Raw genomic sequence first — 13582 nt, 5'->3', positions numbered from 1 at the left:
TGGAAGCGTTTCAAGCGGCCCCCGATTGGAAATCCCCGCCGAAAGCGCGTATCCAGATGCCTCCCCGACACGTCGAGGCTCCGACCGATGACGACCCCCTACCCCCGCGACATGCGCGGCTACGGCCGCCACACCCCCGATCCGCGCTGGCCGAACCCCGGCGGGTCCGGGCCGGCCAGGATCTGCGTCCAGTTCGTGGTGAACTACGAGGAGGGCGGCGAGAACGCCGTGATCCACGGCGACAAGGCGTCGGAAGCCTTCCTGTCGGAGATCGTCGGTGCCGCCCCCTGGGTCGGCCAGCGGCACATGAACATGGAATCGATCTACGAATACGGCGCGCGCGCCGGCTTCTGGCGGCTCCACCGCCTGTTCACCGAGCGCTCGCTGCCGGTGACGGTCTACGGCGTCGCCAGCGCCCTGGAGCGCAGCCCCGAACAGGTGGCGGCGATGCAGGAGGCCGGGTGGGAAATCGCCTCGCACGGGCTGAAATGGATCGACTACCGCGACCACACCGCCGATGCGGAGCGCACCGACATGGACGAAGCCCTGGCGCTGCACGAGGCGGTGACGGGCGAGCGGCCGCTCGGCTGGTACACCGGCCGCTCGTCGGAGCACACGCTGGAACTCGCTGCCGAGCGCGATTTCCTCTACGTGTCCGACGCCTATGCCGACGACCTGCCCTACTGGCAGGAAACCCGCACGAAGCCGATCCTCGTCCTGCCCTATACGCTCGACACCAACGACATGCGCTTTGCAACGCCCCAGGGGTTCAACACCGGCGAGCAGTTCTACACCTATCTAAAGGACGCCTTCGACGCGCTCTACGAAGAGGGCGAGCGGGGCGCGGCAAAGATGCTCAACATCGGCCTCCATTGCCGCCTCGTCGGCCGGCCGGGGCGCTCGGCGGCTCTGGCGCGCTTTCTGGACTATGTTGGCTCGAAGCCGGACGTCTGGGTCGCGACGCGCGCCGACATCGCCCGTCATTGGCGCACCGCCTTCCCCCATCGCGAGACGATCCGCCCGAGCCGGATGGAGCGCGCGGTGTTTACGCAAATGTTCGGCGGCGTCTTCGAACATTCGCCCTTCGTCGCCGCGCGCGCCTTCGACCGTGGGCTCGGCCCCGCGCACGATACGGCGGCGGGTCTTTCGGCAGCGCTCAACGTCCAGTTCCGCCGCGCGAGCCGCGAAGAGCGGCTCGGCGTCCTGAAGGCCCATCCCGACCTTGCGGGGCGTCTCGCTCTGGCGAGCGGCCTCACGGCCGAGTCCGCCGCCGAACAGGCCTCCGCCGGTCTCGACCAGTTGACGCCCGACGAGTTGGCCCGCTTCACCGACCTCAACGCGCGCTACACCGCGCGCTTCGGCTTTCCGTTCATCATCGCGGTCCGTGGGCTCTCCAAGGCCGACATCCTCGCAGCCTTCGAAGCGCGCATCGAAAACGACGCCGAGACCGAGTTCCGCACGGCCGCGGCGCAGGTCGAGCGCATCGCGCGGCTGCGCCTCGATGCGATCCTGGGAAGCGAGCCCGCATGAGCCTGATGACCCTGCGCGCCGAGCCCCTGAGCGCGGACGCCTTTCGCCCGTTCGGCGAGGTGATCGAGCCGGACAACGCCGCCGAAATCCGCCTTATCAACAACGGCACGACGACGCGCTTCCACGACATCGCGCCGGTGGACGTCGCGACCGGCGGCGGCCACGCGCTCGTCTCGATCTTTCGCGGCAAGCCCTTCGCGCTGCCCTTCCGGGTCGAGATGCTGGAGCGCCATCCCCTCGGCAGCCAGGCCTTCATGCCCTTGGAAGGGCGGCCCTATCTGGTCGTCGTGGCGCCCGATCGGGACAGCCGTCCGGGCGAACCGGTGGCGTTTCTGGCAAGCGGCGTCCAAGGCGTATCCTATGCTCGGGGCACCTGGCATCACCCGCTGATCGCACTGGACGAGCGCTCCGACTTCCTGGTCGTTGATCGCGGGGGACCGGGCACGAACCTGCAGGAGTTCATGCTGGAAGTCCCCATTCTCGTCGATCGCTGAGGCTTCGCCAGCTTTCCGGCGCTTGACGCGGCTTCGCACTGCGACATCTCCGCCCGTGACCCTTTCAACGGGACGGCTTCGCGGGGAAGCCGCCGGCGAGCGGGCACGAGCCCCTTCTGGGGGCAGCGAAGGACGCTTCATGCCCGGTCGAACCTCCCGAACCTTTCTGCGCATCATGACATGGTTGATCGGCCTCTGCGGTCTCGGCCTTCTCGGCGGCGGCGCATGGCTCCTCGGCATCGGCGGCTCGCCCTTCTATCTCGTGGCGGGCATTCTCTTCCTCGTCACCGCGATCCTCCTGCATCACCGCCGCCCGGAAGCGCTCGCCGTCTTCGCGCTGGTGGTGGTCGGAACGCTCGGCTGGGCGCTCTACGAGGCGGGGTTCGACTGGTGGCCGCTGGCCGCGCGCGGCGACGTCGTCTTTGTCATCGGCGCGCTTCTTCTCCTGCCCCGGGTCACGCGCTCGCTCGGGCGGCGCACCGTCGCCGACGCGCTGGACGGCCGGAACCCCGCGCCCACCCCGTTGACAGGCTACGGCGCGCTCCTGTCCGGCGCCCTCGTCCTGGCGCTCGGCGTCGCCGTCACCTCCTGGTTCGTGGATCTGCACCGGACCGAAGGCGAATTGCCGGGCACGCGGCTCGGCGCCGGCGACGGCGGCGTGCCGGAGAGCGAATGGTTGGCCTACGGCAGGTCTCAGGCCGGGCAGCGCTATTCGCCACTCGCCGACATCACGCCCGCCAACGTCGCCTCGCTGAAGGTCGCCTGGAGCTTCGAGACCGGCGACAAGTCGCAGCCGGGCGACCCGGAGGAGACCACATTCCAGGTGACACCGCTGAAGATCGGCGAGCGCCTTTACCTCTGCACGCCGCATCAGAGCGTAATCGCGCTGGACGCCACGACGGGCGCCGAGATCTGGCGCTTCAACCCCGTCATTCAGGGCGAACTCGCCCTCCAGCACCTGACCTGCCGCGGCCTGTCCTACCAGCGCGCGGAGGCGGCGCAGCCGGCGGCGGCAACGGCCGCCCCCAACGCCCCGCAACCGTCCGCCGCCCCGACGGGCACAGCGAGCGAGCTTTCCGCTCAAGGCGGACTGACGGCTCCACAGAACGAAGGTGAAGCCGGCGCTCCCACCGGCCAGCCCGGCAACACGAACGATCCGGGCCTTCCGATAGCGGCGGCGAACGCGCGCACGGCGGTCTGCGACGACAAGCTCTTCATGCCGACGGCGGACGGGCGCATCCTCATCCTCGACCCGGAAACCGGCGCGGTCTGCTCCAACGCGGGCGGTGGCGACGGGCAGATCGACCTTTGGGATCGGATGCCCAACGTCAATCCGGGCTCGTACTACTCGACCTCGCCGGTGATCGTCGCCGGCAACAGCGTGATCGTCGGGGGCACGGTTCTCGACAACGTCTCGACCTCCGAAGCCTCCGGCGTCATCCGCGCCTTCGACATCACCTCGGGCGCCCTTCTTTGGAACTGGGATTCGGGCAAGCCGACGGAGACCGCCCCGATCGCGGAAGGGCAGACGTATACCCCCAACAGTCCGAACTCTTGGTCGATCATGAGCGCCGACGAAGCGCTCGGCCTCGTCTACGTGCCGCTCGGCAACCAGCCGCCGGACCAGTGGGGCGCCAACCGCTCACAGCAAGTCGAGGAGTATTCCTCCTCCATCGTCGCGCTCGACATCTCGACGGGTCAGGTGCGCTGGCACTTCCAGACCGTACACCACGATCTGTGGGACTACGACGTTCCCGCCCAGTCCAGCCTCGTCGATCTGCCGATCAACGGCACGACCGTGCCCGCCCTCGTTCAGCCGACCAAGCAGGGCGAGATCTTCGTGCTCGACCGGCGCACCGGCGAGCCGATCCTGCCGGTGACGGAAAAGACCGCACCCGGCGGCGCGCAGGAGCCGGACCGCGCGGCGCCGACCCAGCCAAAGTCGGCCATCTCATTCGAGCCCCCGCCGCTCCGGGAGCGCGACATGTGGGGCGCCACGCTGTTCGACCAGCTCGCCTGCCGCATCGCCTTCCACGGCTATCGCTACGAGGGCCGTTTCACCCCGCCGTCGACGCAAGGGTCGCTGATCTATCCCGGCAATTTCGGCGTCTTCAACTGGGGCTCGGTGGCGGTGGACCCGGCGCGCGGCGTCCTGTTCGCGACGCCCACCTATCTTGCCTTCACCTCGCAGCTCGTGCCCCGGCCTGCGGGCGACGAACTGGTGGTCAACGAGCAGAAGCCGGAAGGGGCTTTGCCTGCCCTCAACGAAAACTTCGGCGCGCCCTATGCGATCAAGCTCGCGCCCTTCACCTCGGTGCTCGGCCTGCCCTGCCAGGCGCCGCCCTGGGGCTATGTCGCGGGCGTCGATCTTTCGACGGGCGAGATCGTCTGGATGCACAAGAACGGCACCACGCGCGACGCCTCGCCCGTACCCCTGCCCTTCCGCATGGGCGTGCCCAATCTCGGCGGACCGATGATGACGGCCGGCGGCGTCGCCTTCCTGTCGGGCACGATCGACGACTATGTGCGCGGCTACGACGTGACGACGGGCGAGGAGCTTTGGAAGGCACGCCTTCCGGCCGGCGGCCAGGCGACGCCGATGACCTATCGCGGCGCGGACGGGCGGCAGTTCGTGCTGGTGGTGGCGGGCGGCCACGGCTCGCTCGGCACCAAGCGCGGCGATTCGGTGATCGCCTATGCCCTCCCGACGACCAACTGAGTGCCTTAAGCGAAGTGGCGCGCCGCTTCGCCGTGCTCGGCCCGCAAACGGGCGATGTCGACGCCGACCGGCATCGCGTCCACGACGCGCCAGACACCGGCGACCATCACCCGGTCGGCGCGCGTCGCCCCGCAATGGACGAGCGCGGCGATCGGATCGTGGGCGCCGGAAAAGCGCAGCTCGTCGATCGTGAACAGGGCAAGATCGGCCTGAAGGTTGACCGCGATCCGGCCGATGTCGGCGCGACCGAGGCAGGCGGCCGAGCCTTCCGTGCCCCATCGGATCGCGTCGCGCGCCGTCATTGCCGACGCGGACCTGCGCGACAGCCGGTTCAGCATCAGGGCGTGGCGCACCGCCTCCATCATGTTGGAGGAATCGTTGGAGGCCGCGCCGTCGACGCCGAGCCCGACCGGGCTGCCGGCGGCTTCCAGTTCGGCCGCCGGGCAGAAGCCGGAGGCGAGCACCGCGTTGGAAGTCGGGCAATGGCAGACGCCGACACGGTGCGCGCCGAGGCGCCGGCACTCGTCGGTGGTGAAGTGGATGCCGTGCGCCAGCCACGTGCGGGGCCCAAGCCAGCCGACCTCTTCGAGATAGTTCACCGGGCGACAGCGGAAGCGCTCCTCGCAGAAGCGGTTCTCGTCCTCCGTTTCCCCGAGATGCGTGTGCAGCCGGCAGTCGAAGCGCTCGGCAAGCCCCGCGCTCTTCTCCATCAAGCTCTTGGTGACGGAGAAGGGCGAACAAGGCGCCAGCGCGATCTGCACCATCGCGCCGTCGCTGGGGTCGTGAAGCTGGTTCAGGAGACGCTCGGAATCGGCAAGGATCTCGTCCTCGTCCTGCACGACGCTGTCGGGCGGCAGGCCGCCGTCCTTTTGGCTGAGGTTCATCGAGCCGCGCGTCAGCGTTACGCGGATGCCGAGCGCCCTCGCCTCCTCCGCCTCGATGTCGATCGCGTCGCCCAGGCCCGCCGGGAACAGATAGTGGTGGTCCGCCGCCGTGGTACAGCCCGACAGAAGAAGCTCGGTCAGCGCCAGGCGAACCGACAGGCGAAAGGAATGGGGGTCGAGCCGTGCCCAGATCGGGTAGAGCGCTTGGAGCCAGGGAAACAGCTCCTTGTCCATGGCCTGCGGGTGGGCGCGCGTCAGCGTCTGGTAGAAATGGTGATGGGTGTTGACGAGGCCGGGCAGGACGACGTGACCCGAGGCGTCGAAGGTCTCATCCACCGGCGACGATGGCGCACCACCGGCGGGCACGAGTTCCGCGATGCGCCCGTTCTCGACGACGATGCCGCCGTCGGCGTTCTCCGCGAGGATCGCAAGCGGCGAGCGCAGGAACAGGCGCGCCATGCGTCAGGCCGCCTCGCGCCGTTCCGGCAGGCCGCCGGTCGCTTCAAGGAAATCGAGGATCTCGGGGAGCCCGTTCCCGCGCGACAGGTCGGCGAAGACGCTCGGCAGCCCCTTTCGGCCGCGCTCGGCGTCCGTGGCCATGCGATCGAGATCGGCGCCGACATGGGGGGCGAGATCGGTCTTGTTGACGACGAGAAGGTCGGACCGGGTGATCGCGGGGCCCCCTTTTCGAGGGATGTCGTCGCCCTGGCAGACCGAGATGACGTAGATCGACAGGTCCACCAGATCGGGCGAGAAGGTCGCGGCGAGATTGTCGCCGCCCGATTCCACGAGAACGAGGTCGAGATCGGCGTGGCGCGCGCGAAGCTCGGCGATCGCGCGAAGGTTCAGGGAAGCGTCCTCGCGGATCGCCGTGTGCGGGCACCCCCCGGTTTCCACCCCGATGATCCGGTCGGCCGGCAGCGCCTGCCGGCGCACCAGCGCCTCGGCGTCCTCCACCGTGTAGATGTCGTTGGTGACGACCCCGATCGACCAGTGCTCGCGCATGGCGACGCAGATCCGCTCGCACAGCGTTGTCTTGCCGGAGCCGACCGGGCCGCCGATCCCAACCCGCAAGGGGCCGTTGCGACGCGGGCGATGATCGGACGCTTGGAGGTTCGTCATGTGCGGAACAGCCTCGTGGACAGGGTTTCGTGGCGCATCGCCGATATGTCGGAAAGGATCGAGGCCGAGCCGAGATCGTCCGGCGAAGCGCCTTCCGCGCGCTCCGCCGTCTCGGCCAGGAAGGGCTCGAGGTCGTGCAGGATGCCGACCGCCGCGCCTTGACCGAGCGGCACGAGGCGAACGGCAACGCTGAGAAGATTGGCGGCGAGCGCATGCGCATAGGCCGACAGCGTCAGAAGACGGGGAATGGCGTGGCGCGCTGCCAAGGCGCCGACCGCCACCGGATAGGGCCACTCGGCGCCGCTTCCGCCCCAAGGCTCCGCTGCGCGGGTGAAGGCCGCGCCGAGTTCCAGCGTTTCGCGACGGCGCTCGGCGCAGCCGGACAGGGCGACGGCGAATTCGCCGAGGGATCTAAGTTCCACCTCGTCGCCGCAGGCTGCCGCGCGATGCGCGGCGCCGAGGAGAACGAGATCGTTCCACAGGCTGCCATGCCGGACGAGGGTTTCGATCCAGCCGCGGCAGGCATCGGCGCCCGCGATCCGCCCCTCCGCGATCGCCGCTTCCAGCCCGTGCGAATAGCCGAAGGCGCCGACCGGAAAGGCCGGCGACAGCCAGGTCTGCAGCTTCAGGAGGGCGGGCAGGAGCGCCGCGCTCGCCTCGGCATCAAGCGTGGTGCGCATGTCCATGGCCGCCGGCATAAGCGCCCCCGATCGGGTCGAACGGAGCCTCGACTTCGCTGAGATGCGCCCCGAGCCCTTTCAGCATCGCCTCGATCACATGGTCGCGGCGCAGGAGAAGCCGGCCATCGCGGATCTGGCACGGCAGATGGCGATTGCCGATCTGCCAGGCGAGTTCGAGAAGATGACCGGCGTCGCGTGCTTCCACCGCCACGAGCGGCTCGGGCTTCGCCCGGACCTCGACAAGGCGCCCGTCGGAGAGGACGATCGCATCCCCCTCCCTCAGGAGGCGCGCCTCCGTGAGGTCGAGCAGAAAGGCGATGCCGCCGTCCGACACCATCGCCATGCGCCGGCGATGGCGCTGCGCCTCGTCCAGCGTGATCGTGTCCGCGGCAGGGCGCTGCCACGTCTCGCGTTCCCGGATGTCCCCCGCTTCGATCAAGCGCCGGCCCCTATTTCCTGACCTGTTGGCATTCCACCACCGGCGCATCGCCCTTGGTGACGTCGAGAAGGCTGGCTTCGCCCCCTTTCGACCACCAGACCGAGGAGCCGGCGGCATATTTGGCGCCCGACGCCGAGATCACGCCGACGAAGAGGCGGCGGCTGTTGCCCGCCTCCACGATCGCCAGATCGTTGTCGGGCAGGTTCACGTATTCCACCACTCGGCGGACGTCGTCGGAGCACTGATAGGCGAAGGAGCGCCGTTCGGCCGCTCCCGGCAGGTCGAGCGTCAGCGGGTCGGCTTTGGCGCCGGCCACGGAGGCCAGGGTCGCCGCCGCGAGAACGAGGCATGTCTTCATTCGCTATCCGGATAGAAGTCGGGGTCCAGCACATCTTCGATCCGAAATGGGCAGGAAATGGGGAAGGCGCTTTCCGAGAAGCCGGTTTCGGCGGCCGCCTGGACCCGTGCCAACTCGTATTCCTCCCCCAGCATCTCGGCTGGGTAATGCTTAAGGCTCGGGCTCTTGATGATGCGCCTTCGGATTCGATTGCGCTGCTCGACGATCGTGCCCTTCCAACTGCCGCAACGCTGATCCGGCTGGTACCTCCATTTCAGGAGATGCATCAACAAGACGCCCAGGCGGCTTTCGATCTCGCTTCGTTGAGAATCTCCCAAGCTTTCCAGTTCCTCGGCGGCGTTGTCCCAGTCGATCGAGTTGTGCGCCCGGGCGCGGAGATGCGCCGCCTGTTCCTGCGTCCAGGCGTAGAAGTCGCTGTCGTAGAGGTCGGAAGCGAGAGCCTTGGTCATGTCGAGCAGAGACTAGAACAGGAAGTAGCGCTGCGCCATCGGAAGAACGGTGGCGGGCTCGCAGGTCAGAAGCTCGCCGTCGGCCCGCACCTCGTAGGTTTCCGGGTTCACCTCGATCTCAGGCGTCAGGTCGTTGAGGATCATCGAGGCCTTGGAGATGCCCGAGCGCGTGTTCTCGACGGCGAGGAACGCCTTCTCGCAGCCGAGGCGCTCGCGCAGCCCGTCCTCCATCGCGGCGCGCGACACGAAAGTGACGCCGGATGCCCCGACCGCCTTGCCGAAGGCGCCGAACATCGGACGATAGTGCATGGGCTGGGGCGTCGGGATCGAGGCGTTGGGATCGCCCATCGGGGCGGCGACGATCGTCCCCCCGAGGAGCACCATCATCGGCTTCACGCCGAAGAAGGCCGGATCCCATAGAACGAGGTCGGCGCGCTTGCCGACCTCGACCGAGCCGACCTCGCGCGACAGGCCATGCGCGATCGCCGGATTGATCGTGTATTTGGCGACGTAGCGGCGGGCGCGCAGATTGTCGTTGTCGCCCGTTTCGCCGGGTAGCGCGCCGCGCTGCTTCTTCATCTTGTCGGCGGTCTGCCAGGTGCGGATCACCACCTCGCCGACACGGCCCATGGCTTGGCTATCGGAGGAGACGATGGAAAAGGCGCCGATGTCGTGGAGGATGTCTTCCGCCGCGATGGTCTCGCGCCGGATTCTCGATTCGGCGAACGCGATGTCCTCGGGGATCGAGGCGTCGAGATGGTGGCACACCATGAGCATGTCGAGATGCTCTTCCAGCGTATTCACCGTGTAGGGGCGCGTCGGGTTGGTGGAGCCCGGCAGGACGTTGGGCAGGCCGCAGACCTTGATGATATCAGGCGCGTGGCCTCCGCCGGCCCCTTCCGTGTGGAAGGCATGGATCGTGCGCCCCTTGAACGCATCCACCGTATTTTCCACGAAGCCCGATTCGTTCAGCGTGTCGGTGTGGATCATCACCTGGACGTCGTAGTCGTCCGCCACCGAAAGGCAGCAGTCGATCGCGGCCGGCGTCGTGCCCCAGTCCTCGTGGAGCTTGAGTGCGGCCGCGCCCGCCTTCACCATCTCGACCAGAGCCTGCGGCTGCGAGGCGTTGCCCTTGCCCGACAGCGCGAAGTTCATGGGAAAGGCGTCGAGCGACTGGAGCATGCGCGCCAGATGCCAGGGACCCGGCGTACAGGTCGTGGCGAGCGTTCCGTGCGCCGGCCCCGTGCCGCCCCCGATCATCGTGGTGACGCCCGAATACAAGGCTTCGTCGATCTGCTGCGGGCAGATGAAGTGGATGTGGCTGTCGATGCCGCCGGCGGTCAGGATCTTGCCCTCGCCGGCGATCGCCTCCGTCCCGGGACCGACGACGATCGTGACGTTCGGCTGCGTGTCCGGATTGCCGGCCTTGCCGATGGCGTGGATGCGCCCGCCGCGAAGGCCCACATCCGCCTTGTAGATGCCGGTATGGTCGAGAATCAGCGCGTTGGTGATCACCGTATCCACCGCACCCTCGGCCCGGGAGCGCTGCCCCTGCCCCATGCCGTCGCGGATCACCTTGCCGCCGCCGAACTTCACCTCCTCGCCATAGGTCGTCAGATCGCGCTCCACCTCGATCAGGAGGTCGGTGTCGGCCAACCGGACCCGGTCGCCGGTGGTCGGGCCATACATCGCGGCGTAGGAAGCGCGGGAGATCGTGGCGGGCATGTCGTCTCCGGAATGGGCGTTTGCACTGCGGGAGATTAGGACGCTCGCAAAAGCTTGTCTGCCTTTCAAACGGGCATGAGCGACTTTTTCGCAAGAACCGCGTTGATTTCCATCATCAGGAAGCATTCGATGTCCCCGCGCAACGCACTCCTCCTCACCGCCATCGTCATCGCGCCGTGCCTCGGCACGCAGACAGCCGGGGCGCAGGCCTTCGATCCCGGGCCGCGCGCCGCCGTTCCCGGGGGGTCGATCGCGATCGCTCCGATCGGCGGGTATCGACGCCCTGCGGCTCCCCTCGCGATCCCCAACGCGCCCGTCTTCGGAGACACGGTGGAGGAGCGGCGATACGGACGGGACTACGACGATTCCTACCGTCGCCCCCGCGTGGTGAAGCCGGACGTCGACGGCTCCTCCACCCGGCTTCGCGCGGCGCAAGGACGCTCGACGATCGAGCCCGACACGGCTGGCGACTTCGCTCGCTCGGACGGATCGGTGATCAACCGGAGCGGCGTGACACGCCCTATCGCGCCGCCGCGCCGCGCCCGGATCGTGCGCTGACACGCGGCTTGCAACTTAATGGTCTCGTCAGTCTTTTCCCCCTATAGAAAATCGACCGATTCGCCCGCCATCCACGTCGAGCCCCGTTTGGGAGCGCTCCGTTCCACCGAAAGGTTTCCCGTCATGCGTCGCGCCACGTCCCTTGTCCTCGGCCTCGCGCTGTCCGGCCTCGTCGCCGCTTTGCCGGCAGGCGCGCAGTCGCTGGGCGGCGCATCCAATTCGGTGGGTTCGTCGGGCTCGGGCGGCTCGGGTATCGGCGGGGGCGGCGGCGGATCCTCGACCCCAAGCCTTGGCGGCGCGTCCAACTCGGTCGGCTCGTCGGGTGGCGTCGGCTCGAGCGCGACATCGACCCAGCAGCGCGCGACGCAAGGGTCGGGCACGCTCAACCCGGTCAATGCGGATGCGGCAGCGCGCACTGGAGACGTCGGTTCGGCCAGTTCGATCGGCGGTGTTTCGGGCACGATCGGAGCGTCGGGAACGGGCGCATCCTACGGTCAGGCGGGTGCCGGCCCCGCGCGCCTCTACAACATTCCACGCCCGCGCGTGAACGTCGATCTCGACGGCATCCGGGCCGCGTTGCGCATGGGCCCGAACGCCACGCCGGATTCCCGCGGGTTCTGACCCCCCAGCCTGTCAGTCGTCCAAAGCGCCGGAAATGCGGGCGTTAAAGCCGAAGACGCGTCGGTCGCCCCGGAAGGCGACGAGACGCACGTCGCGGGCCTGACCCGGCTCGAAACGGACCGCAGTGCCCGCCGCGATGTCGAGCCGCATGCCGCGCGCGGCATCCCGGTCGAAACGAAGCGCCGGGTTGGTTTCGGCGAAGTGATAGTGCGAGCCGACCTGGATCGGGCGATCACCAGTGTTGGCGACGTGGAGGCTGATCGCTTCGCACCCTTCGTTGAGGGTGAGTTCGCCATCCGCAGTCATGATCTCGCCTGGAATCACGGGGGCAACCTTCGCTTTTAAAGCCTCACCGCGCCATCATGCGGCGCGGGCCCAGAGCTGTCAAAGGCCGAGGGACGCTCCTGACGACCCGCGTTCTGCGCGACGAAACCAGGGGGAAACGAAAAAGCCGGGTCCTCGACACCGGATCGAAACCTCACGCCGTTAGTTTCGAGAGCAACAGAACAGCCGGACACGGCGGCGGGCAAGCGCCGACCGAACACAAGAAAACCGGCACCGCAGGGACGACAAAGACGATGAAACCGATTCCCACCGGAGCGGTCACCTTGGTTTTCGCGCTTCTGGCCACCGCCGGCACGGCCGTGCCGGCAGGCGTTGCCGAACCCTTCACGGTGCGCACCGTGACGATGCAGGGTACGAGCGGTCCGGCCTACTACTCGCACACCGCGCGCGCCTACCGTTTCCTCGGTCCCGCGCCGGACGATGCGGTGGCTGCGCTGGATGCCGACGACCTCAGCGAATCGGCTCGTGTACGGTGACGAGCTTGGTGCCGTCGGGAAAGGTCGCCTCGACCTGAATGTCGTGAATCATCTCGGCGATCCCGTCCATGACCTGATCTCGTCCGACCACGTGGGCACCCGCTTCCATCAGATCGGCGACTGAACGTCCATCGCGCGCGCCTTCCACCACGAAATCGGTGATCAGGGCGATGGCCTCGGGATGGTTGAGTTTGACGCCGCGTTCCAGACGACGGCGCGCGACCTGGGCCGCCATGGCGACGAGGAGCTTGTCCTTTTCACGAGGGGTGAGGTTCATCGCGGGCCTTTCGAACGAAGCATACGGTCACAGCGACCATACGCGCGGGAGCGGCGCCTGCGCCAGTAGGGCGAGCGCAGGCATCAACCTTTGGCGCAAGGCGTAGCCGTCGGCCGCGACCAGTCGGGCGACGAGCAGCCCATCCACAAGGCTGGCACCGCCATGGTCTCCCAGAATTTCGCGAAGTCGAGGCACGAGTTCGTCCGCCCCCGGCCCCTGATGCAGGATGGTGGACCAGCTGGCGGCTCCATCGAGAACCGCCCCCTCAGTCATCCGTTCGCCGAGCGCGCCGGCAAGCCGAAGGTGGTCGGCGAACACGAGCCGGCCGTCACGTCGCACGCGCCAGCGGTCGCGGATCTCGCCTTCGCGCACCGTCTCCCCCATCGCGGTCCGGCCGAGGACGACGCTTTCCACCAAGAGGAAGCGACTGTCGGCCCGAGCCTCGACATCGAGGCTTCGCGACAGGCGACCGCCATCGAAAAGGATCGTTTCCTGCGGGAGATAGGACAGCGTGGCGCCCGGCCCGACCACCAGCGACACGTTCATGTCGGCCGCATCGCCGCGCGAGCGATAGATGCGCTCGCAGGCCTGCGTGGTCACGGTCAGGACACCGCGTGGCTCGACGCAAAGTGCAAGATCGAGATGGTCCCCCCCCGTCAAGCCACCGGACGTGTTGATGACGACCGCCTCGCAGGCGCCGCCGGGCAAGCGGGGAAAGCGCAGCTTCAGGCAGCCGGCCTGATGGAGGCGGCGGATGGCGGTCGGCTCGGCGTCGCCGCGCCGGACGGGTCCGACAAGAGCACTCGCCCGCCCCCGCGCGCGCTGCAAGGACGTCGCATGAACGCTTCGGGCGTCCGGTTCGGCGATGCCCCCGGACCGGTTGGCTGACAGCCCATCCGTCACGC

16 protein-coding genes are annotated in these 13582 nt (G+C 68.2%); 6 read left to right on the top strand and 10 right to left on the bottom strand.

The genetic code is table 11. From position 1 onward, the window contains the following. Positions 1-87: 87 nt before the first annotated feature. The 3 genes from puuE to H7A85_RS15675 all read left to right on the top strand — a co-directional run bounded on the left by puuE (position 88) and on the right by H7A85_RS15675 (position 4743). Positions 88-1530, top strand: a complete 1443-nt coding sequence (puuE, locus tag H7A85_RS15685; protein ID WP_182086897.1) for an allantoinase PuuE — start codon at positions 88-90, stop codon at positions 1528-1530. Then, the gene (locus H7A85_RS15680) at positions 1527-2024 is read left to right on the top strand and encodes an ureidoglycolate lyase (RefSeq protein WP_210270265.1); all 498 of its coding nucleotides are present in this window, start codon (positions 1527-1529) and stop codon (positions 2022-2024) included. Before puuE ends, H7A85_RS15680 begins: the two co-directional genes overlap by 4 nt. A gap of 139 nt (positions 2025-2163) precedes the next feature. Further along, the gene (locus H7A85_RS15675) at positions 2164-4743 is read left to right on the top strand and encodes a membrane-bound PQQ-dependent dehydrogenase, glucose/quinate/shikimate family (protein ID WP_182086896.1); all 2580 of its coding nucleotides are present in this window, start codon (positions 2164-2166) and stop codon (positions 4741-4743) included. Between the two features lie 5 nt (positions 4744-4748). Here the strand turns inward: H7A85_RS15675 and H7A85_RS15670 are convergent, their stop codons facing one another. Genes H7A85_RS15670 through ureC form a run of 7 tightly spaced genes read right to left on the bottom strand, consistent with a single transcriptional unit; the run spans position 4749 to position 10400 of the window. Then, the gene (locus tag H7A85_RS15670) at positions 4749-6086 is read right to left on the bottom strand and encodes an 8-oxoguanine deaminase (protein WP_182086895.1); all 1338 of its coding nucleotides are present in this window, start codon (positions 6084-6086) and stop codon (positions 4749-4751) included. 3 nt (positions 6087-6089) lie between these two features. After that, the gene (ureG, locus tag H7A85_RS15665) at positions 6090-6749 is read right to left on the bottom strand and encodes an urease accessory protein UreG (protein ID WP_182086894.1); all 660 of its coding nucleotides are present in this window, start codon (positions 6747-6749) and stop codon (positions 6090-6092) included. Next, positions 6746-7429, bottom strand: coding sequence for an urease accessory UreF family protein (locus H7A85_RS15660; protein ID WP_182086893.1), 684 nt, complete (start codon positions 7427-7429; stop codon positions 6746-6748). Before H7A85_RS15660 ends, ureG begins: the two co-directional genes overlap by 4 nt. Next, complete coding sequence (locus H7A85_RS15655; RefSeq protein ID WP_244631229.1) at positions 7413-7868, bottom strand: urease accessory protein UreE; 456 nt, start codon at positions 7866-7868, stop codon at positions 7413-7415. The genes H7A85_RS15660 and H7A85_RS15655 overlap by 17 nt, the downstream gene beginning before the upstream one ends. Before the next feature lie 10 nt (positions 7869-7878). Further along, positions 7879-8226: an MliC family protein gene (locus H7A85_RS15650; protein ID WP_182086891.1), complete on the bottom strand. Its 348-nt coding sequence runs from the start codon at positions 8224-8226 to the stop codon at positions 7879-7881. Next, the gene (locus H7A85_RS15645) at positions 8223-8675 is read right to left on the bottom strand and encodes a DUF29 domain-containing protein (RefSeq protein ID WP_182086890.1); all 453 of its coding nucleotides are present in this window, start codon (positions 8673-8675) and stop codon (positions 8223-8225) included. The genes H7A85_RS15650 and H7A85_RS15645 overlap by 4 nt, the downstream gene beginning before the upstream one ends. Positions 8676-8687: 12 nt before the next feature. Continuing rightward, entirely contained in the window at positions 8688-10400 is a 1713-nt protein-coding gene (gene ureC, locus H7A85_RS15640) for an urease subunit alpha (RefSeq protein WP_182086889.1), read from the bottom strand. 129 nt (positions 10401-10529) lie between these two features. Here ureC and H7A85_RS15635 point away from each other — a divergent pair, with 129 nt between their 5' ends. Both H7A85_RS15635 and H7A85_RS15630 read left to right on the top strand, forming a co-directional pair. Then, positions 10530-10958, top strand: a complete 429-nt coding sequence (locus H7A85_RS15635; RefSeq protein ID WP_182086888.1) for a hypothetical protein — start codon at positions 10530-10532, stop codon at positions 10956-10958. Positions 10959-11081: 123 nt separating this feature from the next. Further along, complete coding sequence (locus H7A85_RS15630) at positions 11082-11579, top strand: hypothetical protein (protein ID WP_182086887.1); 498 nt, start codon at positions 11082-11084, stop codon at positions 11577-11579. Between the two features lie 12 nt (positions 11580-11591). Here H7A85_RS15630 and H7A85_RS15625 read toward each other — a convergent pair whose 3' ends face one another. Next, a complete protein-coding gene (locus H7A85_RS15625) occupies positions 11592-11903 on the bottom strand; it encodes an urease subunit beta (RefSeq protein ID WP_182086886.1) in 312 nt (103 codons plus the stop codon). 254 nt (positions 11904-12157) lie between these two features. Here H7A85_RS15625 and H7A85_RS15620 point away from each other — a divergent pair, with 254 nt between their 5' ends. Further along, positions 12158-12400 carry a hypothetical protein gene (locus tag H7A85_RS15620; protein ID WP_182086885.1) on the top strand — a complete coding sequence of 81 codons (243 nt, stop codon included), beginning with the start codon at positions 12158-12160 and terminating at the stop codon, positions 12398-12400. Here the strand turns inward: H7A85_RS15620 and H7A85_RS15615 are convergent. Both H7A85_RS15615 and H7A85_RS15610 read right to left on the bottom strand, forming a co-directional pair. Beyond that, positions 12375-12677, bottom strand: coding sequence for an urease subunit gamma (locus H7A85_RS15615; protein WP_182086884.1), 303 nt, complete (start codon positions 12675-12677; stop codon positions 12375-12377). The genes H7A85_RS15620 and H7A85_RS15615 overlap by 26 nt on opposite strands. Positions 12678-12704: 27 nt before the next feature. After that, positions 12705-13505, bottom strand: coding sequence for an urease accessory protein UreD (locus tag H7A85_RS15610; protein ID WP_244631228.1), 801 nt, complete (start codon positions 13503-13505; stop codon positions 12705-12707). Positions 13506-13582 lie beyond the last annotated feature (77 nt).

Origin of the sequence: Aureimonas sp. ME7, assembly GCF_903970965.1 — a bacterium.
Taxonomy (GTDB): Bacteria; Pseudomonadota; Alphaproteobacteria; order Rhizobiales; family Rhizobiaceae; genus Aureimonas.
The sequence above is the reverse complement of the archived record's forward strand: the minus strand, read 5'-3'. Positions and strand labels throughout refer to the sequence as shown.